Source organism: Promicromonospora sp. NPDC059942 (assembly GCF_042731755.1).
Taxonomy (GTDB): Bacteria; Actinomycetota; Actinomycetes; order Actinomycetales; family Cellulomonadaceae; genus Promicromonospora.
In genome coordinates, this window is record NZ_JBHWLR010000031.1 from 1 (window position 1) to 24,216 (window position 24,216).

The following is a 24,216-nucleotide window of genomic DNA, read 5'->3' on the forward strand; positions in this document are numbered from 1 at the left end:
GCGGAGAACCGCACCCACCACCCCCGCCCGTTCTGCGCGCCGACCGGCCCGACCGGGCCGACCGCGCCGACCTCACTGGACGGCCTGGAGGACCCCACTGATGATGAGCGCGGTCAGCGTGGTCCAGCCGACGATCGCGACGGCCTGCCAGACGAGGATGCGGGCCTTGCCGACGCCCGAGGCGGCGAGCATGGTGGCCGTGAAGTGGGTCGGCAGCAGCAGCGGGCCGAGCAGGCTCACGCCCGGCACGCCGTAGCGCTCGTAGGCGCGCTGGAACTTGGCGCGCCGGGCGGTGCTGCGGTCGTTCTCGCGGACCTCCGACGCCGTCCGCAGGGTGGTGCCGCCGCCGACCGTCACGGCGTCGCGGGTCTGGACCTTCGCGCGGTGCCGGGTCACGACGGCGTTGCGGGCTCCCGTGCTGAGCAGCACGAGCACGGCGACGGTCAGGAAGTTGCCGATCATCGCGGCCACGGCGGCGACGACCGGCGGGATGCCGCCGAGGATGCCGATGGCCACCCCGCCCTCGCCCTCGATGAAGGGGATGGCGCCCGCGAGGGCGACGATCAGCGGCTGGAGAAGCTCGGGCACCTGCCCGATGAGGTTCTGGAGGGCGGCGACGAGGTCCATGGGGTGCTCCTGTCAGTACGTCCGCCGGGGTGTCTCCTCGGCGCTGACCCCAGTCCACCGCGTGGACGCGCCGCTCAGAAGTGTCGGGCTGTCACCGGCTCCCGGGGCGTTGTGCACCCCCGATCCATGACATGTGTCATGCCTGGCGCAGGTCGGCGAGCGCCGTGATGACGCGGGTCGGGTCCTCCGCGATGCGGTTCAGCGCGTAGAGCCACCAGTTGTCGCCGAAGATGAGGTACTCCCGGGTGCTGAAGCCCTCGTGGTGGAGCCGGTCCAGCAGCTCCGTGCCGAGGCCCTGCAGCATCTCGAACTCGACCCCCGGCGCCTGCAGGGCGTCGTCGCCGTGGCGTTCCCGGAGGGCGTCGACGAGCGCCTCGTCGTGCGTGGCGAGGAGCACGGGGTGCCGCGCCGCCAGGAGCTCGCCGGCCAGGTCGAGGTAGGCGGCGGTGAGCTCCGCGCTGCCGCGCTTGTGGGCGACGTCGTCCGACTCCAGGAAGGCGCCCTTGACGAGCCGCACCGGCCCTGGACGGCGCAGCATCCGCCGCAGGTCCGCCGGGGTCCGGTGCAGGCGGGCCTGCAGCGTGATGCCGACGTGGTCGAACTCCGCGGACAGCGCCTCGTAGAGGTCGAGCACGAGGTCGGTGCGGTCGGACCCCTCGGCGGAGATCATGAGCGCCGTCCCGAGTGGGGCGCTGGCCGCCGCGAGCTCGCGGGCGTGGGCGAGGCCGAGCCCGGGGTCGACCAGCGAGCCGACGTGCGAGAGGTCGAATGAGATCGCGGTGGGCACGTCCGCGGCCCGCACCGCGTCGATCAGCCCGAGGAAGACGTCGGTCTCGTGCCGTGCGGTCGCGGCGTCGCGGATGCTCTCGCCCGCGTAGTCGATGCTGCCGGTGTGCCCCCGCCGGACGCCCGCGCGCACCGCGTCGATCGCGTGGTCCGCCGTCGCGCCCGCGGTGTAGCGGCGCGCGATGCGCTCCGCGGCCGCGGCGAGCGGGGGCGAGGCGAGGACGGTGCGCTTGAGGTCCTCGTCGAGCGCCCAGGCGCGCAGGGTGTCGGCTGCCGGCTCCAGGAATGTCTCGTTCACAACGCTTCATCCTAGGTGTGCCCTCCCGCCACCGGGAGGGCACGCCCGACGGTCAGCCGATGCCGATGGAGCCGACCGCGATCCCGACCACGAGCATCACCAGCGCTACCACCACGGCCCGCCACAGGACCTTCTTGTGGTGGTCGCCCAGGTTGACCCCGGCGAGCGAGATCAGCAGCAGGATGGCGGGCACCAGCGGGCTCTGCATGTGCACCACCTGGCCCGTGATCGACGCGCGGGCCATGTCGACGGGCGCGATGCCGAAGGCCGCGGCGCTCTCCGCGAGCACCGGGAGGATGCCGAAGTAGAAGGCGTCGTTCGAGAGGAAGAAGGTCATCGGGATGCTCAGCAGCCCCGTGATCACCGCCGAGAACGCGCCGAGCTGGTCGGGGATGCTGCCCGACACCCACGCGGCCATCGCGTCGACCATCCCCGTGCCCTCCAGGACGCCGATGAGCACGCCGGCGGCCAGCACCATCGAGACCACGCCGACGATGGAGGGGGCGTGGGCCACGATGCGCTGCGCCTGGTCGGAGACCCGGGGGAAGTTGGCGATGATCGCGATGGCGCTGCCGGCCATGAACACGTAGGCCAGCGGCAGCACGTCGGCCACCAGCAGCACCATCACGGCGGCCGTGAGGACGAGGTTGAACCAGAACATCCTCGGCCGCAGGGTGGAGCGCTGCGGGTCGAGCATGCTGTCGGCCATGGCGGTGTCGTCCGGCCGCACGAGCGTCTGGATCGCCACGGTCGAGATGGGCTCGACCCGGGTTGCGGTGCCTCCGCCGCCGCGCGGGCCGGTGCTCCGGGTGGCCGCGCCGCCGCCTGAGCCTGCACCACCGCCCAGGCCCTCCCCGGGCAGGTCGATCGTGCCGAGACGGCGCCGCTCCAGCAGGCCGAGGTGCCACGAGAACGCGAAGATCACGACGAGCCCGGCCACCAGCGACGGCACCATCGGCACGAACACGTCGCTCGGCGACAGGTCGAGGGCCGCCGCGGCGCGGGCGGTCGGGCCGCCCCAGGGCAGGATGTTCATGGCGCCGTTCGCCAGGCCCGCGACGCAGGTGAGCACCACGGGGCTCAGGCCGAGCCGCAGGTAGATCGGCAGCATGGCGCTCGTCACCACGATGAAGGTGGTGGAGCCGTCGCCGTCGAGCGAGATCACCGCGGCCAGGAGGGCGGTGCCCACGACGACCTTCACCGGGTCGTGGCCGACCAGCCGCAGGATGACGCGCACGAGCGGGTCGAACAGCCCCACGTCGATCATCAGGCCGAAGTAGATGATGGCGAACATCAGCAGGGCGGCGGTGGGGGCGAGACCCCCGATGGCGTCCAGCGCCATGTCGCCGATCCCGAGGCCGGCACCGGCGAAGAGCCCGAAGATCGTGGGGACGATGATCAGTGCGAGCACCGGGGTCATGCGCTTGGTCATGATCAGCACCATGAAGGTGGCGACCATTCCGAATCCGAGCAGAACAAGCACGGGAGACTCCTTCGTCTGGCCGGCTGGGGGGCGGCGGGTGCGATAACCCGGTCACCCTAGGAACGGGTCGCCCCTCACCGCGCGCTACTGCGCGTTGTGGCGGAATACCGCACAGAACTCGTTGTGCGCATTCTGCTCACGGCTCCTGCCGGGACCTTCCGCGTGGTTAGCATGCGAGCATGGCGACGAAGTTCACCACCCAGGTCAACCGGTCGATCGTGGCCGCGATGATGGTGGTGTCGCTCCTCACGCTCGGGCTGTTCGCCCTCACCGGGTTCAACCGGCTCGTCCAGCAGACCCAGGAGTCCGCGCTGCGCATCGCGCAGACCGTGGCAGAGACTCCCGGCGTCCGGGCGGGCGCCGAGGCGGAGTCGGAGCGGCAGCCGCCGTCCACCGACGCCGAGCTCGTCGCCGGCACCCTCGACGACTACGCCCGCGAGGTCGAGGACCGCACCGGCGCCCTGTTCGTGGTGATCACCGACGACACGGGGCGCCGTCTCGCGCACCCCAGCCCCGACGAGATCGGCGACCCGGTCTCCACCAGCCCCGACGCCGCGCTGCGCGGCGAGGAGACGGTGAGCTGGGAGCGCGGCACCCTCGGCGTCTCGGCGCGGGCCAAGGTCCCCGTGTACGGGCTCGACCGTTCGGAGACCGTCGTGGGCGAGGTGAGCGTCGGGCTGCCGCCCACCGAGGTGTGGTCCACCGTCCTGGCCGACGCCGTCCCGGTGGTGCTCTCGACGGCGCTCGCGCTCGGCGTCGGCGGGCTGCTCGCCCGGTTCATCACGCGCAGGCTGCGCGAGCGGACGCTCGGGCTCCAGCCCGAGGAGCTGCTCGAGCTGGTGCACGACCAGCAGGCCGTGCTCCAGGGGGTCGACGACGGGGTGGTCGGGCTGTCGGCCGACGACGTCGTCACGGTGTGCAACGACCGCGCCGCCGCCCTGCTCGGCCTCGACGACCCGGTGGGCCGCCGGGTCGAGGAGGCGATCGGGCACGCGGGCGTCCTCGCGCGGATCGAGAGCGCCCGTTCGACGCCGACGGCGACGGCGGCGGCTGTGGCGACGGCGGCGGCCGACGTCGCGCCCGACGCGCCGCCGGCCCCTCCGCTCGTCGTCGACGGGCGGCTGGTCTACGTCGACGTGCACGACGTGCGGCGCGACGGCCGGCTGCTCGGGCGCGTGGTGATCGTGCGGGACGTGACGGCGGTCGAGGACCTGTCCCGGCGCCTCACCGCCGTCGGCACCCTGGCCGGCGCGCTCCGGGAGCAGCGGCACGAGTTCGCCAACCGCATCCACGTGGTGACCGGGCTGGTGCGGGCCGGCGACACGGCCGAGGCCCTCGACTACCTCGACCGCGTCGGCGAGCACGGCCCGGTGCGCTTCCCGGTCGCCAACGCGGGCCTCGTCCGGGAGCCCTACCTCCAGGCCTTCCTCGGGGCGAAGGCGCTGGAGGCCGAACGCCAGGGTGTGACGCTGCGCGTCGGTCCCGACGCCGACGTCGGCGGGTCGCTGCTGCACCCCGAGGACGTCACCACCGTGCTCGGCAACCTCGTGGACAACGGCATCGCGGCGGCGGTGGCCTCGGAGCGCACGCCGCGCTGGGTCGAGGTGGAGGCGCTCCGGCACGGCGACGAGCTCCACCTCTCCGTCATGGACTCCGGCGACGGCGCGGCGGCCGACCCGTTCACGCCCGAGGCACTGCCGGCGAGAGTTCCGGGGCCGGGGGAGCGCGGCCCGAGGACGACCGGGCCGGGGGAGACCGGCGCCGCCGGGCCGGCGCACGGTCACGGCATCGGGCTGCGCCTGTCGGCCGAGGTGGCCCGGCGGCACGGCGGCGAGCTGCGGCTCGCGATGGGCCGCACCGAGCGGCACGGCGCGGTCTTCGTGGCCCGCCTGGAGCAGCAGTTCGAACAGGAGGACGGCCGATGAGCACGACGAAGGACACGGGTCCCGCGGTGCGCTTCCGCGTCGTCGTGGTCGACGACGACTTCCACGTGGCGCGGCTGCACACGCGCATCGTGGAGTCGGTCGAGGGCTTCGGGGTGGTCGCGACGGCGGGCACGGCGGCGCAGGCGGCCGCGGTGATCGACGCCGAGGAACCCGACCTCGTGCTGGCCGACATCTACCTGCCCGACGGCTCCGGGCTCGACGTCATCGCCCGGCGGGACGTCGACGCCATCGTGCTCTCGGCCGCCGTCGCCACCGCCGCCGTGCGCAAGGCCCTCCAGCGCGGGGCGTTCGGCTACCTCATCAAACCCTTCGCCGACGACGACCTCACCGAGCTGCTCCGCGCCTACGGGCGCTACCGCAACCTGGTCGACTCGCAGGCCGAGCTCGACCAGGAGGCGGTCGACCGCGCCCGCCGGGTGCTCCACGGCGCGGGCGGGCGCGACGGCGCCGCGCGCCGCTCGCCCACGGAGACCGCGGTGCTGGCGGCGCTCGCCGAGGCCGGTGCGGCGCTCTCGGCCCCGATGGTCGCCGACCGGGTGGGGGTCTCGCGGGCGACGGCCCAGCGCTACCTCTCGGCGCTCGCCCACCAGGGGCACCTCGTGGTCGAGCTCCGGTACGGCTCCACCGGCCGCCCCGAGCACCGCTACCGCACGGCCGGGCGCGCGTAGGCAAGGGCTGCTGCGCTGGTCCGGCTTGGAAATGGCGGCCCGGGGTGCGAGTGGCGGAGTAGCGTGACGAGAGTTGCGGAGGGCGCCCCGGGGTCTGCCCGTCCCGCCGCACGCTTTCTAGGGAGCCGCAGATGGAGGGCAAGATCGAGGAAGTGCTCGACGGCGGCGACATGCCACCGGTCGGCCGTTACCTGCTCGATCTGGTGACGGAGAAGTGGTCGTGGTCCGACGAGGTGTACGCGATGCACGGGTTCGCGCCCGGCGAGGTGGTGCCCACCACGGCGCTCATGCTCTCCCACAAGCATCCCGAGGACCTGGGCCAGACGGACGGCGTGCTCAAGCAGGCGGCCGAGTCCGGCGAGACGTTCAGCTCGGTGCACCGGATCATCGACGCCAAGGGCGACACCCGCGTCCTGGTGATCACCGGACAGGGCCGACGTGACGCGAGCACCGGCCAGATCACCGAGCTGTACGGCTACTTCATCGACGTGACCGGTTCCCACCGGGCTGCGGCCGCGCGGGAGGCCACAGTCTCCATCAAGGCGTCCGCGGAGCGCCGGGCGGTCATCGACCAGGCCCGGGGGATGCTCATGATGGTCTACTCCGTCGACCACGACATGGCGTTCCAGCTGCTGCGGCGGGTGTCCAACGACACCAACGTCCCCGTGCGGGACATCGCGGACGCGCTGGTGAGGTTCGTGTCGTCCTCCGTGCCGGCGACCGCGAAGAACCGCGCCCTGGTCGACGAGTTCCTGCGGTCGTTCAGCCCGTCCTGAGGCGGCCGCTCCCGAGCCGCTCCCGAGGCGGCCGCGGGCCGGCGGGACCCCGTCGCCGCCGACGGCGGGGGTCACACGGGCGGCTCGGGTGCTTCAGCTGCCTGGGGCGCGCTCAGGACGGCGACGACGTCCGCCGCCGCGCTCCCGTTGCCGGTCAGCTCGACGATCTGGCGGGCGACGTCCCGCACCGCGACGTTCGTGTCGTTCGAGGCGCTGCGCAGCCGCTGGAACGCCTCGGCCGAGTCGATCCCCAGGGCGAAGGCGATGATGCCCTTGGCCTGCTCGATGGGCGCGCGGGTCGCCGCCGCGGCCTGGATGGAGGAGTTCGCGGCCCGGTTCGCCTGGGCCTTGATCCCGGCGGTCACGTCGATGAAGTACCCCACCAGCTCGACGACACGGCGCGTGTCCGGGTCGCGGCGGCCCTGCCCGACCACGACGACCGTCCGCTCCTGGCCCCGCGCGTCCATGATGCGGTGGACGCTGCTGAAGGGCTGACCGGTCGCCGTGACCACGCCGGCCGGAGCCTGCCGTCCGGCGGGCGGGTCGTCGGGGTGCTTGTGCGCGAGGATCAGTGCCGTGGTGGGAACCACGTCACCGGGTTCGAAACCGTGGATCCGGTACATCTCGTCCGACCACCACCACTCGTCCGTGGCGACGTCGTAGCGGTACCGGCCTACGGTGTGGTTCATCCCGACAGTGAGCGCGCGCTCCACTTCCATCGGTTCTGCGGTCAACGGCAAGCCTCCTCGTGCGCTGTGCGCCGACGAGCCGCGTCCTGACCCGCGGTAACCCTAGCCTGACTAGACCCGTGCTGACACATCGGCAGGAAGCGGTCGAGAGCGCCCGAGCGGCCCACGATCCCGGTGAGCCGCCGTCACCCGTGGGCATGGCGTGCTACAGACGTTCGCCGGCCCGCACGTCATGGTCGACAGCCCACCCCGGCATCCCTGGCGGCCAGGTCCGGGCAGCGGCACGGCTGGCGCACCGGATGAAATTCAACCGGCCGCGGGCGGTCTTTCGAGGCGAATTCAGGGAAGGCGTCGTGTCCGCCGAGGTCGACCGGCCGGGGGGCATATTTCCTGAGCCGGTGAGAAAAACAGCAGAATTCCCCGGAACGAGCATTTCTTCGGCGCGGAACCGGGCGTCTCGGGCAGTCGGATGCTTGAAATGTACAGCAGTCGACCGGCTCCCGAATAGTGCTCGCGAAGCGATCGAATGGCGGCCTGATATGTTTGATCTCGACGGTTCCCGTTCTGGGCGGGAATTGCCGCGAGATGGCTCCCGCCCCCCGAAAGCACTCCGGGGAGAATGTGGTCAAGGGTCTCCGCGAGGTGGTGCGGGACGGGAGCTCGTGCGGTGCTCGGTGCGATCCTTGTGCCGAGCACTTCGCGTGTCAGCCGGCCGGGGCCGGGCTGACCGGCGCCGGGTCGACCGGGTGGGTGGCTTCCACGGCGTGCGTCAGGGTGTCCTGCGTGATCTCTTCCCGGTTGTCCGGGGCCTGCAGCGCCGTCACGATCTGGTCGGCAGCCAGGCGCACGGGGATGCCGGCGTCGTCTGCGGCGTCCGCCAGGATCTGGGCGGCCGTCTCCTCGTCGACGCGGCGCGCCACGACGACGACGCTCTTGGCCCGCTCGATCATCACCTGTCCGACGCGGCCGGGTGACACCGTCCGGTCGGCCCGCAGTGGTTCGTCGCGGTCGTCCCGCACGGCCAGGCGTGGCTCGTCGCTGCGGTCGTCCGCGGTCCAGGACTGTCGGTGCGCAGGCATCATGAGGTACTCGTTTCCGACGGAGATCGGAAAGCCACTTCATGACTTGGAGTATCGACAGTAGATGAGTTCGGACGATTCGGACAGTCCCCGGGTGAAACCGGTCGGCGGTGCGCGCCGTCGCGTGACGCCCAGGTAAACAGTCGTGGCCGGTTCCGGCCAGTGGCCTCAGCCGGTCCGACGTGCCCTTGCCGTGGGCGGGTGCTGGTCGCTAGACAGCCTCCATGCAGCCGGGAGCGCCTGACGGGTCCGCGGTCCGCGTGGCCGTGATCGAGCTGTTCGCGGCCAGGATCGCGGGCGCCTCGCCACGTGACCTGGCGCAGCGGTTCGACGCGGACGCGGACCTCACGGTGCGCGGCGGTGCCGGCGAACCGCCCTGGACCGGCCGCGGATCCGGCCGTGCGCGAGCCGCCGAGCACTTCGCCCGGCTCGGCGAGGAGGCTGATCTCCAGCTGTTCGATCTCGTGACGATCCGTGCCTCCGGTCACCGGGCCGTGGTGACCGGTACGGTCCGGGCGACCGTCCGTGCGACGGGTCTGGCGGTGGTAGGCACGTTCGTGCTCGACGTCGCCGTCGACCCCCGCGGGCTGATCACGCGGTACCGCCTGCTCGACGACGGCTGGGCGGCCTCGGATCGCCAGGTCGCGACCGGAAAGCGGCTACCGGTCGAGTAGTCGGATCAGCTCGGTCCAGGCCCTCGTGCCGAGCTGCGCATCGGCGGATGTGGACCCGCCTCGGGCCATGCGCTGCCCGCCGGTCGGGGCGGCCTCACCCGGCAGGACTGCTCGATGACCGGCGAGCGGATCCTCGACGACCGTGGTGGCGAGCCCGGCCTGGTCCCGGCGCGCCGCGATGCGGTGGGCGTGGTCGACGGAGTCCCAGACCCGATCGTCTCCGCCGGCGACCACGAGAAGCTCGCGAACCTGCTCGAAGGGTATGGCCGCCGCGGCCACCTCGTCCGGGTGGGCCTCACGGGAGGCCGTATACAGGCCCCGGAACTCGGGCGGGTCCGTCTCAGGAGTCCAGGAGCGGTCGAACGGTACGTACGGCAGCGGTGTGCCTGCCATCGTCCAGTGCGAGGTCTGTCGCCCGTTGGGTGCGATTCCGGCCCAGACGACGTCGGTCGGCGCGAACGCGGCGACCCCGTCGACACGCGGGTGCACCGCGCCGAGGAGGAGCGCGGCCTCAGCCCCGAACGACGTCCCGACCACGATGATCCGGTCGCAGTCCGTCGCCAAGGAGTCGATCCGGACGAGGAAGGTCTCGAGCGGGATCTCCCACGGTCCAGGGTTCTGTCCCGGGCCGCCGAACCAGCGCACCGACTCGCACGACGCGCCCCGTCCCGCGAGCAGCCGCGCGCGGCCCGCATCGATCCGTCCGCTGGACCCGGCGAGGACGAGCACGCCGACCCCGTTCGGGCGGTCGGGCGTGAAACGTACGCCCTCGGGATCGACGAGACGGGTCTCGTTCATGAGCGGGACCCTATGCGACGGCGCCGGTTGATCCGGCCCGGTCGGTCTGCTTGGGTCGGGCCATGGGACGGTGGATCGAGGTCGCGGACGGCGTGCTGGTGCGGCGGTACGCCGAGCTGGACCTCTCGGTCGGGCTCGTGGTGGGCGGCGACTCCTGCCTGGTCGTGGACACGGGCGGGGACGCGGGGCAGGGCGCCGAGCTCGCCGCCGCCGTCCGCGAGGTGACGTCGCTGCCGTGGCAGGTGGTCCTGACCCACTCCCACTTCGACCACAGCTTCGGCACCGAGGCCTTCGCGCCGTGCGCCGTCTGGGCGCAGCGCCGCTGCCGCGCCGACCTCGTGGCGACGGGCGCGCAGCAGCGGGAGACGTGGGCGCGGCGCTACCGCGACCGCGGCGAGCCGGAGGTCGCCGACCGCATCGCCGCCGTGCGCCCGGTGCTGCCCGACCACCTGGTCGACGACAGCGCGGAGCTGGACCTCGGTGGCCGCCGCGTCGGGCTGCGCCACTTCGGGCCCGCGCACTCCGATCACGACCTGGTGGTGCACGTCCCGGACGCGGACGTGGTGTTCGCGGGCGACCTCGTGGAGCACGGCGCGCCGCCCCAGTTCGGTGACGCCTTCCCGCAGGGCTGGCCCGCGCGCTGGACGGCGTCCTCGCCCTGGGGGCGGCGACCGTCCTGCCCGGCCACGGCGACCCGGTGGACCGCGACTTCGTCCGGGCCCAGCGCGCCGAGCTGGCGCTGGTCGCCGAGCTCTGCCGCGAGGTCGCGGCCGGCCGGCTCGGCCGGGAACAGGCCCTGGCGCGCTCGCCGTACCCGGAGGAGTTCATGGCGGCCGCGCTCGCGCGCTGAGGCCGTCTCAGGCGCCGGCGGCCGCAGGCGTCCAGCCGTCGAGGCGCGCGAGCTGGTCAGCCGACAGGTCCAGGTCGGCCGCCGCGACGTTCTCGGCCAGGTGCCCGGCCACCGTGGTCCCGGGGATCGGCAGGACGTGGGCGCCCCGGCGCAGCAGCCAGGCGAGCTGCACCTGGGTGCTGGTCGCACCTGTCTCCCGGGCGACCGACGGCACGGGGGACCCCGCCACGGCGTCGCCGGGAGAGACGGGGAAGAACGGGACGAACGCGATGCCCAGCTCGGCGGTCCGCCGGAGCACCGGGTCGTGGTCCCGGGCGGCGTAGTTGTAGAGGTTCTGGACGGCGGCGAGCGGAGCGACGGCGTGCGCGCGGTCGAGCGTGGCGACGTCGACCTCCGAGAGCCCGATCCGCCGCACCTTGCCCTCGTCCAGCGCCTGCTTGAGCGCACCGACCTGGTCCTCGACGGGGACGTCGGGGTCGACGCGGTGCAGGTAGAGCAGGTCGATGCTCTCCCTGCCGAGGCGCCGCAGGCTCGCCTCGATCTGCTGGCGCAGGTAGGCGGGCCGGCCCACCGGGACCCACTCGGCAGGGCTCGGGCGGGCGACACCGACCTTCGTCGCGATCGTGACGTCGGCGGTCCCGAGCGCCTTCGCGAGCAGCCGCTCACCCTCGCCGAGCGCGTAGGCGTCCGCGGTGTCGAAGTGGTCGACGCCCAGCTCGACGGCTCGGCGCACCAGGGAGACCAGATCGTCCCGGTCTGTGGGAGCATGCCAGATCGGCGCGGTGGCGCCCCTGCGGAGGTCCGGGGCGTCGGCGAAGCGCATGGTGCCCAGGCCGATGCGCGAGACAGGAAGTGGCTGGCCAGGGGTGTTGTTCGGGTTCATGGCGGCGACGCTAGGACCTGACATCGATGAGAGGGGCAAGCGACGTGAGCCAGATCACCGGCATGCGGATCGGGGAGCTGTCCGACACGACGGGCGTGAGCGTCCGGCTGCTGCGCTACTACGAGGAGCAGGGCCTCCTCGCGCCCGGCAGGACGCCCTCGGGCCAGCGGGTCTTCGCGGCGGACGACGTCGGGACCGTGCGCCGGATCCGACGGCTGCTCGCCGCCGGCCTCGGCACACGCACCATCCGCACCATCCTCGACTGCGCGTGCGGTGGCGCCGGCGACGTCGAACCCTGCCTCGACCCGCTCCTCGTCGAGGAGCTCACGCAGCTCGACGGCGAGCTCGCCCGGCTCGCGCAGCACCGCAGCGCCGTCGCGGGCCTGGTCACGGACCCGTCGCTCGTGCGCATCGCGCCCTGACCTCGGTCCGGGCCGGTTGTCACAGGTCGGCGTCTCTAGGGGACGGCGCGCGAACTGTCTTGGTCGCGGCCGCCGGCGTCGAGGAGCGCACGGCCGAGCGGCGTGGTGGCGTAGATGACGCGGCGGCCGTGCCGTTGGCGGTCGACGAGCCCGTTGGCCCGCAGTACCGCGAGGTGTTGGGCGACCGCGCTGGGTGTCGTGCCCAGCTCTCGGGCGAGGTCGGTCGTCGTGGCGGGTGCGGTCAGGGCGCGGAGCAAAGCGGCCTTGCTCCGGCCGACGAGCCGGACCGTGTCGTCGGGAGCGGGCGCCCGGTCGAGGACGGTGCCGAGACCGGCGATCCCGCGGCAGGGGTAGCGCAGGGTCGTCCAGGTGGTGGTGTTGCGCTTGACGATCACTCGGTCCGGTCCGAGTGCCACGGGGAGCAGCACGAGTCCTCCGTGCGCGGTGGCGGCGTCGCGCTGGTCGGTCAGCACGGTCAGGCGACCGTCGGACCAGTCGAGGTCCCGGTGCAGGTCGGCGAAGAGCCGGGCGGCGCCGCCGGAGGTGAGCTGTGCGGCGCGGTGGGCGATGTCGGTCTCCAGCAGGGCACGGATGCGCGGCCAGTGCGGGAGCACGAGGCGGTCGTGCGCCGCACGGAGCTCGGCTGCCACCAGGGCGAGCCGTTCTTTGGGAGCATCGGCCAGCTCGCGGGCCGCAGCCGGCAGAGCGTCCCCGAAGACGCGGTGCAGGCTCACGGCCACCTGCTGAGGCGTGGTCCGTCGCAAGGCGTCCAGGTCGTCGTCGATGCTGGTCCGGGTGGTGGCTGGTGCCGGCAGGAGGAACTGGGGCCAGGAGGGTCGGTCGCTGACCAGTAGTGGCCAGGTAGCCGCCAGCCGCAGCGGTTGCCGCGCGAGCTCGTCGCGGGCCCACCGCACCCAGCCCCTGGCCCGGGGAGACGGCTCGGGCCGGGCGAGCTGGTGCAGCCCGGAGATCGTCTCGGCCAGCGGTGAGACGGCGAACCGGGTGCCCGCCAGGTCGGTCGCGCTGATCTCGATGCTCAGTGCCATGACCCCATGATCATCGAGCCACGACCAACGACTCATGATGTAGCGCAGCGCTCAACCGTGGTGCGTCCCCCGGGGCGCTCGCAGGCTGCGGGGCATGACTTCGACAGAGGACAGGCTGCCCGCCCGCTACTGGCGGTTGTGGTGGGCCGGGGCGGTCGACAGCATCGGCAACGGCGCGCTGGTGACGGCGCTGCCCCTGCTCGCGGTCACCCTCACCGCCGATCCCCGGCTCGTCTCGCTGGTCGCCGCGGCGAGCTTCGTCCCGTGGCTGCTGTTCGCGCTCCCGGCCGGAGCGATCGTGGACAGATTCAGCCGGATCGGTGTGATGCGGTTCGCCCAGGCCTTCCAGGCGGTCGTGGTCACGGCCCTGGCGGTCCTGGTCGCCGTCGGAGCCGTAGACATCGTGGCGCTGACGGTCGCGGCCTTCCTCGTCGGCGTCGGCCAGGTCGGCTTCGGGATTGCGAGCCAGTCCGTGGTGCCGGAGATCGTCGAGCACCGGCTGCTCGCCCGGGCCAACGCCCGCCAGTACCTGGCCACGACCGTGGGGCAGGGCTTCGTCGGACCGCCCGCCGGAAGTCTCCTGTTCGGGCTGGCGATCGCCCTGCCGTTCGGGCTCGACGGCCTGACCCTGATCGTCTCCGCGCTCCTGCTGACGAGGCTGCGCGGCGGGGCGCGGCCGCGGGCAGCCGTCCAGTCGGCAGGACCGGCGGTCCTGGAGGGGCTGCGCTGGCTCGTCGGCCACCGGCTGCTGCGGACGCTGGCCCTGCTGCTCGGGGTGAACACGTTCTGCTTCCGGCTCGGCAACGTCACCCTGGTGCTGCTGGCGACCGGCGAGCTCGGCGTCGGCGCGGCCGGCTACGGCGTGCTCCTCGCTGTCGCCGCCGTCGGGAGCGTGCTCGGCGGGCTGCTGGCCGCCCGACTCGTCACGGTGTTCGGGCAGATACCGGCGCTCATCGCGGCCCTGGGCCTCAACGCCGTCGTGTTCGTCCTCCTGGGGTTCAGCCCCGACGCGTGGGTACTCGCCGCGCTGCTCGCCCTCAGCGGACTGGCCACGGCGGTCTGGAACGTCCTGACGGTCACGCTCCGCCAGGAGCTGGTCCCGCTCGCGCTACTCGGCCGGGTCAACAGCGTCTACCGGCTGCTCGGCTGGGGACTCATCCCGCTCGGCGCGCTGGCCGGGGGGCTGATCGCCCACGAGCTCGGCGTCCGCGCGGGCTATCCGATCGCGGGAGCGCTCCGCGCCGTCGTGCTGGTGGTCAGCCTGCCGCTGCTCCTGCGAGCCCACGGGCAGGGTCCGTGGTCACATCCCGCCTGACCCGTGACGGCCTCTCGGCTCTGCGACCAGTGGTGGCCGCGAGCGTCGGGCCGTGAGAACGGCAGGGCCGGAATGCTTCCTCGGGCAACTGCCGGGCCGATTTCACCCGTAGGCTCGGCTCATGAGTCTGACGCCTCGCGAGCGATTCCAGATGATCCGCAAGATCGTGGAACGTGTCGAGGACGGCGGGCTCTGGTCCACCACCAGCTTGATCATCCTGCTCCAGCAGTACGGCCTGGAGTCGATCGATCCTCAGCGCGACCCAGCCGGCCGGGAGACGGAGTTTGCCCGGATCGTCGGCGGTGCGGCCGACGAGACGCTCATCGGGGTCTATGCGACGGTCCTGGACATCGACGAGGAGCAGGCACTCTCCGGAGCCCTGGTCCCGGACGATCACGGGTTGTGGAACGACGGGCAGGTCCGCGTCTTCCTCTCGCACTCCGCGACGGAGCGGGAGTTCGTCGCGGAGGTGTCGAACGAGCTGGCGGTCGTCGGCGTCCACGGCTTCGTCGCGCACGAGACGATGCAGATCGAGCGTCCTTGGCAGGCGCAGATCGAGGTCGCTCTGCGTACCGCTGAGGCGTTCGTCGGACTGGTGCACCCACGGTTCAACGAGAGCGCGTGGTGCCAGCAGGAGCTCGGCTGGGCGAACGGACGGGGGTTGCCGTGCTTCCTGGTCAGGTTCGGCGCGAATCCCGACGGCTTCGCGGCGTCGACCCAGTGGCCCAGCGGAGCCAAGCGTTCTGCCAGGCAGGTCGCCCACGAGATCCTCGCGTGGCTGGAGCGGACGACGGACTTCACCGACCGGATCGTCGAAGGCCTGATGAAGGCACTCGAGACGGCTTCGGACTACTACTCTGCGGAGGCTGCGGCCAAGCGGGTCGTGGCACTGGGGAGCCTGACGGAGACCTCGTGGGGAGCCCTCGCGCGGACGTACTGGGCCAATGACCAGGTCCACGGGGGAGTGCTTCCCACGCGTGTTCTGCAGCCGTTCTTCCAGAAGAACGGAAAGAGCTGGCCACCGCCGAAGCCGCTGCCGAGACTCACTCCCCGGTCGGTGGACGTCAGGGCGACGGCGCTCTCGTCGGACCCGTTGTTCTAGCCGCCTGCGCCAGGCAGAACCGTCGGCTCCGGCGCCGGGCCCGACGACTCGCGCAGCACCAGCTCCGTCGGCAGCCTGACCTGCTCGGCGTCCTGCGCGGCGCGTCCGGCGAACTGGTCGATCAGCAGCTCGACGGCCAGCCGGCCGGCGTGCGCGCCCGGGCCGCCGAGGGTGGTCAGCGACGGGTGGACGAACTCGGAGGCGAAGATGTCGTCGAAGCCGACCACGCTGACGTCGTCGGGTACCCGGATGCCGCGCTGCGTGAGCCGGCGGACGACGCCGAACGCCAGCAGGTCGTTGTGGGCCACGATCGCCGTCGCCCCGGTGCGCAGCGCGCCGTCGGCCGCCGCGCCGCCGTTGGCGACGTTCGGGGTGTACGGGCCCACGCGGTGCGCCGTCAGGCCGTGCTCCTCCGCGCCGGCGCTCAGGGCCGCCCAGCGCACCGCACCCATCCAGGACCCCGGCGGCCCGGCGCAGTAGGTGAAGCTCCGGTGCCCCAGCGAGGCGAGGTGCTCCAGGATCTGCTGGCAGCCCGTCGCGACGGCCATCGTCACGCTCGTCAGCCCGGCCAGCTCGCGGTTGAGCAGCACCACGCGGTGCTTCTCCGCCAGGGTGACCAGGGCGTCGTCGGTCAGCCGGCTGGCCGCCAGGACGAAGCCGTCGACCGTGGGCGACAGGTCGCGGACCTGGTTCTCCTCGATGCGCTGCGACTCCTCGGCGTTGACGATCACCAGCGTGACGTCGGCCGCCCTGGCGCGCTGCTCCGCACCGCGGATGAGCTCGAAGAAGTGCGGGTTGGTGATGTCCGACAGGACCATCGCGATGGTCCGGTGCCGCCCGCCCGGCAGGGCCCGGTTCTGCGGGCTGTGCTCGTAGCCCAGCTCGGCGGCCGCGGCGTGCACCCGCTGCCGGGTCGCCTCGTTGACCCGGCCGGGCTTGTTGAAGGTGCGGGAGACCGTGGAGGCGGCCACGCCCGCCGCCTTCGCGACGTCGTAGATCGTGGGCTGCACCTGGGCATCTAGCCATATCGCTGGCAACTTTGGCAACTGCTTGCGCAACTTGCCGGGCAGTTTCTAGGGTCGCCGCAGCTACGACGCCGCACACCGACGTGCGGCGACGACCGCGCCGCACACCGACGTGCCGTGCCGGACGGAAGGGGATCGTCCCGATGTACGTGAACCACGCATGAAGCAAGGCATCGACCGTCTCGTCAAGCTGCTCACCGGCGTGGAGCTCACCATCGCGTGCCTGGCCACGGCGCTGATCTTCGCGCTCATCCTGTTCCAGGCGGCGCAGCGCTACCTGCCCGTGCCGCAGATCGTGTGGGCGGGCGAGGTGTCGCAGTTCGGGCTGATCTGGCTGACGTTCGTCGCGGCCGGCGTGCTGGTCACCCGCAACGGCCACATCGCCGTCCAGCTCATCGACACCGTGGGCGGCCCGGCCCTGGCTCGCGTGGTGCAGACCGTCGCGGCGGCCCTGGTCGCCGTCATCTCCGCCGCCTTCACCTGGGCGTGCTGGGAGCTCGTGACCGCGGCGGGCTTCCTCACCTCGCCCGCGCTGGGGCTGCCGATCGCGTGGGTCTACGCGGTCGCGCTCGTCGGCCTGGTGAGCGCGACGGTCCGGGCGGCCGTGGGCGCGGTGCTGATCGCCCGGTTCGGGCCCCCGCCGCCCGAGCACGACGACCCGGCGACGGAGGCGTGACGATGACCTCGCTCCTGCTGGTGATCACGATCATGGTGCTGCTGACCCTCCGCGTCCCCGTCGCGTTCTCGTTCCTCGGGCCGGGCCTGGGCTACCTGCTCGTCGAGGGCCAATCGCTCGGCCTGCCGATGCGGCTGGTCGCCGACGCCACCGGCAACTTCGTGCTGCTGGCCATCCCGCTGTTCATCCTCCTCGGCGTGGTCGCCAACCACGCGGGCATCGCGGACCGCCTGTTCGACTTCGCGCTCGCGCTGTTCGGCCGGGTCCGCGGCGGGCTCGGCTACGTGAGCGTCGGCGTGAGCCTCGGCTTCTCCTGGATGAGCGGTTCCGCGGTGGCCGACGCCGCGGCGCTGAGCAAGGTCGAGATCCCGCCGATGCTGCGCGCCGGCTACTCCCGGCGGTTCGGCCTCGGCGTCGTCGGCGCGTCCGCGCTCATCGCGCCCGTCATGCCGCCGAGCATCCCGGCCGTCATCTTCGCGGGGCTGGCGACCGTCTCGACCGGGGCGCTGTTCGCGGCGTCCGTGGTGCCGGCCCTGCTCATGGTGGTCGGCCTCTGCGTGGTGGTGTTCCTGCTGGTGCGCCGCCAGCCCGGCATCCGGCACGTCGGGTTCTCCTGGGGGCTCGTGGCGCAGACCGGCAAGCGGGTCGTGCTCCCCCTCGGGGCGCCGGTCGTCATCCTCGGCGGCATCCTGGGCGGCCTCTTCACGCCGACCGAGGCCGCCGCCGTCGGCGCGGCCTACATGATGGTGCTCGGCTTCGCCTACGGCAGGCTCCGGGTGAGCGACCTGCCCAAGATCTTCGTCGAGACCGTGCTGACGACGGCGGCGATCATGCTGATCGTCTCGTCCGCCGCGCTGCTCGGGTACGTGCTGGCCCTGGAGCGGGTGCCCCAGGCGCTGGCGCAGCTCGTGCTCGGGATCACCGACGACGGCACCGTGTTCCTGCTGCTGGTGCTGCTCCTGATGCTCGTGCTCGGCACGGTCGGCGACGCGACGCCCATCCTGGTGCTCGTCGTGCCGATCCTCATGCCGATCGCCACCACCCTCGGCGTCGACCCGCTCGTGCTCGGCGTCGTGATGATCATCTCGCTGATGATCGGGCTGCTCACGCCACCGGTCGGCACGGTCCTCTTCGTCCTCAGCTCGACCCAGAAGGTGCCGGTCGCCGAGGTGTTCTGGGGCACCCTCCCGTTCATGGTGCCGCTGACCCTCGTCTGCGTGCTGATCATCTTGTTCCCCGGCCTCGCCACCTGGCTGCCGGGCCTGCTCGGCCTCTGACCCGGAAGGACTCCCTCATGATCGTTCGTCGCACCGCCGCCGCGAGCGCGGCCGTGGCCCTGCCCCTCGTCCTGCTGACCGCCTGCGGAGGCACGGGCGGCGGGCCTGACGGCGCTGCCGGAGGCGGCGAGGTCGTGCTCACGCTCGCCCACAGCTACACCGAGGACCAGCCGCAGCACGTCTGCGGCGCCCAGGTCATCAAGGAGGAGGCCGAGGCGGCCGACGTCGGCATCACCGTCGAGGTCTACCCCAACAGCCAGCTCGGCGGGGACGCCGACCGGATCGCGTCCGTGCAGGCCAGCGACGTGGACATCGACATCCAGGGCGCGTCGGCGCTCGCCGCCGTCTACGAGCCGGCCGGCGTGATCGACGCGTCCTACGTGTTCGACGACGCCGCCCACCTGGAGCGGTTCTTCGCCGACGGCTCGGCCGACCAGCTCGCGCAGGACTTCAAGGAGGCCTCCGGCGGCGTGTCGATCCTCGGCGCGTGGTCGGCCGGGGCGCGGCAGTTCACCGCGGACCGGCCGATCCGCGAGCCCGCGGACCTCGACGGCCTGCGGATGCGGTTCCCGGGCTCGGCGCAGCACCTGCACAACGCCGAGGCCCTGGGCGCCCAGGCGACCGAGGTCGCCTACGAGGAGCTCTACCTCGCCCTGCAGCAGGGGGTCGTGGACGGGCAGGAGAACCCGATCACCAACATCCAGGCGAGCAACCTGGTCGAGGTGCAGGACTACCTGAGCCTGTCGGACCACGGGCAGAACTCGAACCTCATCGTCGCCGCGCCCTCGTACGACACCGAGCTGGACGACGAGCAGCGTGCCGCCCTCGACGCGGCCGTCGCGGCCGCCGTCGAGAAGATGCCCGGCTGCGTCGAGGAGGCCGAGCAGGAGATCCTCGACGCCTGGGCGCAGGAGGGCGCCGTCGAGGTCGTCGACGACGTGGACCAGGAGGCTTTCGCGCAGCAGACCGACACCTGGTTCCGGGAGAACCTCGAGGGCGACTCGCTCGTGGTCTACGAGGCCATCCGGGGCTCCGCACGGTGACGGGGCCGGCCCGCCGGTACCGGGTGGCGCTCCTCGGGAACGGCATCCGCGCGTCGCTGTCGCCCGCGCTGCACATGACGGAGGCGCGGCACCTCGGCCTCGACTACGAGTACCGCACGGTCGACCTCATCGACCGCACCGCCGTCGACCTCGGCGGTGAGCTCCGCCGGCTGGAGGACGACGGTTACGCAGCCACCAACGTGACCCACCCCTTCAAGCAGAGCGTGCTGGACCACGTGACGGACCTCAGCCCGACCGTGCGGCGCCTCGGTTCCGCCAACCTGGTGCTGCTCGGTTCCGGCCGGCGCGTCGCGCACAACACCGACTGCCCCGGGTTCCGCGGCGCCCTCGCGTCGTTCCTGGCCGCCGGCGGTGCCGAGGCCGGTGCCGGGTCCGAGGCGGGCACCGTGCTCCAGGTCGGCGCCGGGGGAGCGGGCCTCGCCACGGTCGCGGCGCTGCTCGACCTGGGGTTCGACACCGTCGTCGTGCACGACGCCGTCCCGGCGGCGGTCGCGGCACTGCTCGACCGCTTCGCCGCGGTGCCCCCGCCCCGCCTCCTGCCCAGCGGCGGTGCGCTCGACGCCTGGCTGCCCCGGGTCGACGGCGTCGTGCACGTCACCCCGGTCGGCATGGCGGAGCACCCCGGGGTCGCCCTCGACGTCGACCGGCTCGCCCCCACGGCGTGGGTGGCTGAGGTGGTCTACCGGCCGCTGGAGACCGAGCTGCTGCGCCGCGCGCGGGCACGCGGCCTGGCGACGCTCGACGGCGGCGGGATGGCCGTGGGCCAGGCCGCCGAGAGCCTGCGGCTGATCACCGGCCTCGAACCCGACACCGCGCGCATGCACGCGCACTTCCGCCGGCTCGTCGCCGGACCCGACGCCCCCGCCGGACCCGACCCCTTGGAGGCCTGACATGCGCACGTCCATCGCGACCGTCTGCCTCAGCGGCAGCCTGGAGGACAAGCTGCACGCCTGCGCCGACGCCGGGTTCGACGGCGTCGAGATCTTCGAGCCCGACCTCGTCGTCACCGACCGCAGCCCCGAGGAGATCCGGGCGCTCGCGGACCGGCTGGGCCTGAGCCTGGACCTGTACCAGCCGTTCCGCGACTTCGAGGGCGTGCGCCCGGACCAGCTCGAGGACAACCTGCGCCGGGCGCGGGCGCGCTTCGAGACCGTGCGGCGGCTCGGCATCGACACCGTGCTGGTCTGCAGCAACGTCGCGACCGCCACCGTCGCTTCCGACCGGGTGGCGGCCGAGCAGCTGCGCCGCCTGGGCGACCTCGCGGCGTCGTACGGCGTCCGCGTGGCCTACGAGGCGCTCGCCTGGGGGCGCTACGTGGACGACTACCGGCACTCGTGGGAGATCGTGCGGCTCGCGGACCACGAGGCGGTCGGGGTGTGCCTGGACAGCTTCCACATCCTCTCCCGCGGGCACGACCCGGCGGGGATCGAGGAGATCCCGGGGGAGAAGATCTTCTTCGTCCAGCTTGCGGACGCCCCGGCGCTCACCATGGACGTGCTCTCCTGGAGCCGGCACCACCGGCTGTTCCCCGGTGAGGGGGCCTGGGACCTCGGCCGGTTCGTCACCCATGTCGTCCGCGCGGGGTACACGGGGCCGCTGTCGCTGGAGGTCAACGACGTCTTCCGGCAGACCGACACGGGCCGGACCGCCGAGCACGCCCTGCGCTCCCTGGTCTGGCTGGAGGACCGGGCGGCCCGGCTCCTGGCCAAGGAGGACGGCAAGGCCGCGGACGCCGGCGCCGCGCTCGACCGGATCGCGGACGTGGACGTGCCCACCGGCTACGACTACGTGGAGATCAAGGCAGAGGACACCGGAGCGGTCGAGGTCGTGCTCGACCAGCTCGGCCTGTCCTTCCGGGGCCAGCACCGCACCAAGCCGGTGCGGCTGTGGTCGTCCGGCCAGGCGCGCGTCGTGCTCAACGAGCAGCACGCCCGGGACCTGGAGCCGCACCTGGCGGGGATCGGCCTGGGCGTGGCCGACGCGGCGGCGGCGAGCGACCGGGCCCGCGCCCTGGCCGTGCGGGCGGCGCCGCGCCGGACCCAGGCCGGGGAGCTGGACCTGGCCGGCTTCGTCGCGCCCAGCGGGCTCGAGGTGTTCCTCAACGACCGGCGCACCGAGACCCACACCGGCGTCGAGCCGGAGTGGGCCGCCGAGTTCGGCCACGGCCGCCCCGGTCCCGCACGGGAGATCGCCGGCATCGATCACGTCAACGTCTCGCACGGCTGGGACGCGCACGACGAGGCGGTGCTCTTCTGGACCAGCGTGCTGGGCCTGCAGAAGCCGACGGCGACCGAGGCGGCGGGTCCCCAGGGGCTGGTGCGCAGCCAGGTCATGCGCACGGGCAACGGCGCCGTGCGGATCTCGCTGAACGTCGCCCCGCTCGACGTCGCCCACCCCCAGCACATCGCGCTGGCCTGCACCGACATCTTCGCGGTCGCCCGCCGGGCGGAGGAGCGCGGGCTGCCGCGCGTGCCCGTGCCGGACAACTACTACGACGACCTGCGGGCCCGGTTCGGGCTCGACGACGCGACGCTCGTCCGCCTGCGCGACCACCAGCTCATGTACGACCGCTCCGCGGCCGGCGAGTTCTGGCACTTCTACACGCCACGGGTCGGCAGCGTGTGCTTCGAGGTGCTCCAGCGCACCGGCGGGTACGACGTCTACGCGGGGGACAACACCCCGGTGCTGCTCGCCGCCCAGGACCGGCTGGACCGGGGCCGCCGCTGAGGTCCGTCAGCGCCGCTCGTTGTTCGCGATGATCTGGTCGAAGGTCGCTCTGATGGCCCTGGCGTCGTGGAGCAGCCGGCGCGCCGCCTCGTCGAGACCCGGACCGGACTCGAAGCCGGAGAGGTCCGCGCGGTGCCGGAGGTCCTCGCACTCCGCGACGATCGGCAGCCGGGTCGGGGCGGACAGGATCAGGGGCATCAGGGCCTCCGTGCCCAGCGCGGCCCGCAGGATCCTGATGCTCTCCGGACCCGGCTCGATCGTCATCGCCTCGATCGCCTCGCCGAGCCCGTCCGTGGTCACCCGCAGTCCCTGCAGGAGGTCCCCCTGGCGGGCGTTCGAGTCAGCGATCGCGCCGATCACCCGGACGTAGGCGAGGCGGTGCAGGGGGCTGACGTCGCGGGTGACGAAGCCGACCATGCCCGCGGCGTCCAGGCAGAGGGTCGCGGGCTCCCACTGTCCGGACGTCACGAACGTGCTGCCGATCCGCCGGAGCCGGTCCATGAGCCGAGGCGCCTGCTCCACCTCGGAGTCGGGCAGGCGTGACAGGACCGCCGCGGTATCGAACTGCGGCGACAGCATGTTGTGCAGGCGCATGTGCAGGAGCTGGGCGGCGACGCTGATCCCTCGCCGCAGCTCGGTCCGGTCGACCACCGGGTTCTCGACGGCGGCGACCAGCTCCTCCGCCTCGGTGAACCGCACGGCGGCCGCGACGGACGACGCCCGGACCAGCGCGGTCTGCCCCGCCGACGCCAGCGCCCAGGCCAGCACCGGGACGAGGTCGGGCCGGTCGAGCGTCTCGAACCGCACCACCCGGAGCGCCGCGTCGGCGGCTTCTGAACCGTCACCGCCCGCCAGGGCCAGCGCCTCGGCCGCGTACAGGTCGTCCACGGCGCGCCGGAGCGGTGCGGACGACCCGGCGAGCTCCCGGACCGGACCGATGCCCTGCTCGGTGGACACCGTGGTGAGCACGCGGCCCTCGGCGGTATGGGCGGCCGGCCGGGACCGGACCGAGCCGATGGGCCGCCACGGCGCCCACGGCGTCCCGGGGAGGTAGGCCCACTCGTCCAGCCCGAGCGCCGAGGTCAGCGACTTCCGCAGGAGCACGAAGAGCGACGGGAGGCTCGACAGCTCCCCGGAGCGCACCAGGTCGGCGGCGAGCGGCCAGTCGGCCAGGTCCCGCAGCTGCGCGAGGACGGTGTTGTGCATCATGCCTTCGAGCAGGTCGGCGCCCCGGCCGACGTCGTCGAAGCTGACCCGGTAGGGGATCTGGTTGGTCCACGTCCCCTTCCTGAGCTCCCGGAGCCAGTCCGCCGCGCCCCGGTCCGAGGACCACGTGATCTCCCGGGGCAGCTCGGCGCCCTCCTCGACCTCGGCCAGGAAGCCGTGCGTGCGGCGTGCGCGCCGGAAGACATAGAGCACGGCCTGCTCGGCCGGGTCCCGGCGGCCGACCAGTCCGACGACGCGCAGCAGCTCAATCGGCGCCCGGGCCTCGCCCAGCCAGGGCGGGTCCAGCGGAGGGGCAGCCATCGACTGCGCGGCAGCCCCGGCCAGCTCCTCGGTCTCACCGTCGTTGGCGGCGGCCATCGCGTACAGGACCGCTCGGGCCTCCTCCGTCCCGCGAGCCGCCAGCCCTTGGACGATCCCGTCGCGACCCGGACCGTCGCAGAGATCGGCGGCCAGGTGCGTCGGGGCGCTCGCTCGCGCCCCGAGATATTCCGCCAACGCGGCGTCCGACTCCAGCAGCAGGTCGCCGCCGACGGAGAGCGCGTGGTCGACGAAGCGGGAGACCTCGTCGTGCGGGACGCCGTCGCCGCTGGGCGGCCCGAAGGCCGCGGGACGGTAGTCGGTCCGGAGAGTAGGGCGGCTTGCATCGGCGTCGCGTCCTCGCGTCCCGAAGGGCATGCGTCCCATCATCCCGCAGATCGCGCCTTTGTCAGCCCCCGTTTTCGCAGGTCGCGGGGGAGAGGCAGCCGATAGCATGATCCGCTGAACCCGGAACGAGGAG

At 72.9% G+C, this 24,216-nt stretch carries 23 protein-coding genes and 1 pseudogene; 14 read left to right on the forward strand and 10 right to left on the reverse strand.

Annotated features, from left to right (window positions below; genetic code table 11):
- Positions 1-72: 72 nt before the first annotated feature.
- From ACFV9Q_RS27425 to ACFV9Q_RS27435, 3 genes are all read right to left on the reverse strand, one after another.
- Positions 73-627 carry a small multidrug efflux protein gene (locus ACFV9Q_RS27425; protein WP_377237057.1) on the reverse strand — a complete coding sequence of 185 codons (555 nt, stop codon included), beginning with the start codon at positions 625-627 and terminating at the stop codon, positions 73-75.
- A 136-nt stretch (positions 628-763) separates the two neighbouring features.
- Positions 764-1,711 (reverse strand): proline dehydrogenase family protein, encoded by a 948-nt coding sequence (locus ACFV9Q_RS27430; protein WP_377237058.1) that lies wholly within the window; start codon positions 1,709-1,711, stop codon positions 764-766.
- Between the two features lie 52 nt (positions 1,712-1,763).
- Positions 1,764-3,170 carry a CitMHS family transporter gene (locus ACFV9Q_RS27435; RefSeq protein WP_377237092.1) on the reverse strand — a complete coding sequence of 469 codons (1,407 nt, stop codon included), beginning with the start codon at positions 3,168-3,170 and terminating at the stop codon, positions 1,764-1,766.
- 203 nt (positions 3,171-3,373) lie between these two features.
- Here ACFV9Q_RS27435 and ACFV9Q_RS27440 point away from each other — a divergent pair, with 203 nt between their 5' ends.
- From ACFV9Q_RS27440 to ACFV9Q_RS27450, 3 genes are all read left to right on the forward strand, one after another.
- Positions 3,374-5,119: an ATP-binding protein gene (locus tag ACFV9Q_RS27440; RefSeq protein WP_377237059.1), complete on the forward strand. Its 1,746-nt coding sequence runs from the start codon at positions 3,374-3,376 to the stop codon at positions 5,117-5,119.
- Positions 5,116-5,808, forward strand: a complete 693-nt coding sequence (locus ACFV9Q_RS27445; protein ID WP_377237060.1) for a response regulator — start codon at positions 5,116-5,118, stop codon at positions 5,806-5,808. The genes ACFV9Q_RS27440 and ACFV9Q_RS27445 overlap by 4 nt, the downstream gene beginning before the upstream one ends.
- 131 nt (positions 5,809-5,939) lie before the next feature.
- Positions 5,940-6,584: a PAS and ANTAR domain-containing protein gene (locus ACFV9Q_RS27450; protein WP_377237061.1), complete on the forward strand. Its 645-nt coding sequence runs from the start codon at positions 5,940-5,942 to the stop codon at positions 6,582-6,584.
- A gap of 71 nt (positions 6,585-6,655) precedes the next feature.
- Here ACFV9Q_RS27450 and ACFV9Q_RS27455 read toward each other — a convergent pair whose 3' ends face one another.
- On the reverse strand, positions 6,656-7,273 hold the full coding sequence (locus tag ACFV9Q_RS27455) for a PAS and ANTAR domain-containing protein (protein WP_377237062.1): 618 nt from the start codon (positions 7,271-7,273) through the stop codon (positions 6,656-6,658).
- Positions 7,274-7,977: 704 nt separating this feature from the next.
- Entirely contained in the window at positions 7,978-8,352 is a 375-nt protein-coding gene (locus tag ACFV9Q_RS27460; RefSeq protein WP_377237063.1) for an ANTAR domain-containing protein, read from the reverse strand.
- 224 nt (positions 8,353-8,576) lie between these two features.
- Here ACFV9Q_RS27460 and ACFV9Q_RS27465 point away from each other — a divergent pair, with 224 nt between their 5' ends.
- Positions 8,577-9,026 (forward strand): nuclear transport factor 2 family protein, encoded by a 450-nt coding sequence (locus ACFV9Q_RS27465; RefSeq protein WP_377237064.1) that lies wholly within the window; start codon positions 8,577-8,579, stop codon positions 9,024-9,026.
- Here ACFV9Q_RS27465 and ACFV9Q_RS27470 read toward each other — a convergent pair.
- Positions 9,012-9,824 (reverse strand): acyl-CoA thioester hydrolase/BAAT C-terminal domain-containing protein, encoded by an 813-nt coding sequence (locus ACFV9Q_RS27470; RefSeq protein ID WP_377237065.1) that lies wholly within the window; start codon positions 9,822-9,824, stop codon positions 9,012-9,014. The two genes, ACFV9Q_RS27465 and ACFV9Q_RS27470, sit on opposite strands and share 15 nt — an antisense overlap.
- Before the next feature lie 62 nt (positions 9,825-9,886).
- Here ACFV9Q_RS27470 and ACFV9Q_RS27475 point away from each other — a divergent pair.
- Together ACFV9Q_RS27475 and ACFV9Q_RS27480 are read left to right on the forward strand one after the other, a co-directional pair.
- Positions 9,887-10,378 (forward strand): annotated as a pseudogene (locus ACFV9Q_RS27475) (MBL fold metallo-hydrolase); the annotation flags it as partial.
- A 143-nt stretch (positions 10,379-10,521) separates the two neighbouring features.
- Positions 10,522-10,674 (forward strand): hypothetical protein, encoded by a 153-nt coding sequence (locus ACFV9Q_RS27480; RefSeq protein ID WP_377237066.1) that lies wholly within the window; start codon positions 10,522-10,524, stop codon positions 10,672-10,674.
- Between the two features lie 7 nt (positions 10,675-10,681).
- Here the strand turns inward: ACFV9Q_RS27480 and ACFV9Q_RS27485 are convergent, their stop codons facing one another.
- Entirely contained in the window at positions 10,682-11,557 is an 876-nt protein-coding gene (locus ACFV9Q_RS27485) for an aldo/keto reductase (RefSeq protein ID WP_377237067.1), read from the reverse strand.
- A gap of 44 nt (positions 11,558-11,601) precedes the next feature.
- Here ACFV9Q_RS27485 and ACFV9Q_RS27490 point away from each other — a divergent pair, with 44 nt between their 5' ends.
- Entirely contained in the window at positions 11,602-11,979 is a 378-nt protein-coding gene (locus ACFV9Q_RS27490) for a MerR family transcriptional regulator (protein WP_377237068.1), read from the forward strand.
- Between the two features lie 35 nt (positions 11,980-12,014).
- On the opposite strand, the gene ACFV9Q_RS27495 is transcribed toward ACFV9Q_RS27490, so the two are convergent.
- Positions 12,015-13,025, reverse strand: coding sequence for a DUF5937 family protein (locus ACFV9Q_RS27495; protein ID WP_377237069.1), 1,011 nt, complete (start codon positions 13,023-13,025; stop codon positions 12,015-12,017).
- A 94-nt stretch (positions 13,026-13,119) separates the two neighbouring features.
- On the opposite strand from ACFV9Q_RS27495, the gene ACFV9Q_RS27500 reads away from it, so the two are divergent.
- Together ACFV9Q_RS27500 and ACFV9Q_RS27505 are read left to right on the forward strand one after the other, a co-directional pair.
- Positions 13,120-14,340 carry an MFS transporter gene (locus ACFV9Q_RS27500; RefSeq protein WP_377237070.1) on the forward strand — a complete coding sequence of 407 codons (1,221 nt, stop codon included), beginning with the start codon at positions 13,120-13,122 and terminating at the stop codon, positions 14,338-14,340.
- 151 nt (positions 14,341-14,491) lie between these two features.
- The gene (locus ACFV9Q_RS27505; protein WP_377237071.1) at positions 14,492-15,442 is read left to right on the forward strand and encodes a toll/interleukin-1 receptor domain-containing protein; all 951 of its coding nucleotides are present in this window, start codon (positions 14,492-14,494) and stop codon (positions 15,440-15,442) included.
- Here the strand turns inward: ACFV9Q_RS27505 and ACFV9Q_RS27510 are convergent.
- Positions 15,439-16,452 carry a LacI family DNA-binding transcriptional regulator gene (locus ACFV9Q_RS27510; protein WP_377237072.1) on the reverse strand — a complete coding sequence of 338 codons (1,014 nt, stop codon included), beginning with the start codon at positions 16,450-16,452 and terminating at the stop codon, positions 15,439-15,441. The genes ACFV9Q_RS27505 and ACFV9Q_RS27510 overlap by 4 nt on opposite strands.
- 175 nt (positions 16,453-16,627) lie before the next feature.
- On the opposite strand from ACFV9Q_RS27510, the gene ACFV9Q_RS27515 reads away from it, so the two are divergent.
- From ACFV9Q_RS27515 to ACFV9Q_RS27535, 5 genes are read left to right on the forward strand one after another with little or no spacing between them, the layout of a single operon-like run.
- On the forward strand, positions 16,628-17,143 hold the full coding sequence (locus ACFV9Q_RS27515) for a TRAP transporter small permease (protein WP_377237073.1): 516 nt from the start codon (positions 16,628-16,630) through the stop codon (positions 17,141-17,143).
- Between the two features lie 2 nt (positions 17,144-17,145).
- A complete protein-coding gene (locus tag ACFV9Q_RS27520; protein ID WP_377237074.1) occupies positions 17,146-18,420 on the forward strand; it encodes a TRAP transporter large permease in 1,275 nt (424 codons plus the stop codon).
- Positions 18,421-18,437: 17 nt separating this feature from the next.
- A complete protein-coding gene (locus tag ACFV9Q_RS27525; RefSeq protein ID WP_377237075.1) occupies positions 18,438-19,463 on the forward strand; it encodes a DctP family TRAP transporter solute-binding subunit in 1,026 nt (341 codons plus the stop codon).
- Positions 19,460-20,374, forward strand: a complete 915-nt coding sequence (locus ACFV9Q_RS27530; RefSeq protein ID WP_377237076.1) for a shikimate dehydrogenase — start codon at positions 19,460-19,462, stop codon at positions 20,372-20,374. The genes ACFV9Q_RS27525 and ACFV9Q_RS27530 overlap by 4 nt, the downstream gene beginning before the upstream one ends.
- A gap of 1 nt (position 20,375) precedes the next feature.
- Complete coding sequence (locus ACFV9Q_RS27535; RefSeq protein WP_377237077.1) at positions 20,376-22,211, forward strand: TIM barrel protein; 1,836 nt, start codon at positions 20,376-20,378, stop codon at positions 22,209-22,211.
- A 6-nt stretch (positions 22,212-22,217) separates the two neighbouring features.
- Here the strand turns inward: ACFV9Q_RS27535 and ACFV9Q_RS27540 are convergent, their stop codons facing one another.
- A complete protein-coding gene (locus ACFV9Q_RS27540; RefSeq protein ID WP_377237078.1) occupies positions 22,218-24,113 on the reverse strand; it encodes a hypothetical protein in 1,896 nt (631 codons plus the stop codon).
- Positions 24,114-24,216 lie beyond the last annotated feature (103 nt).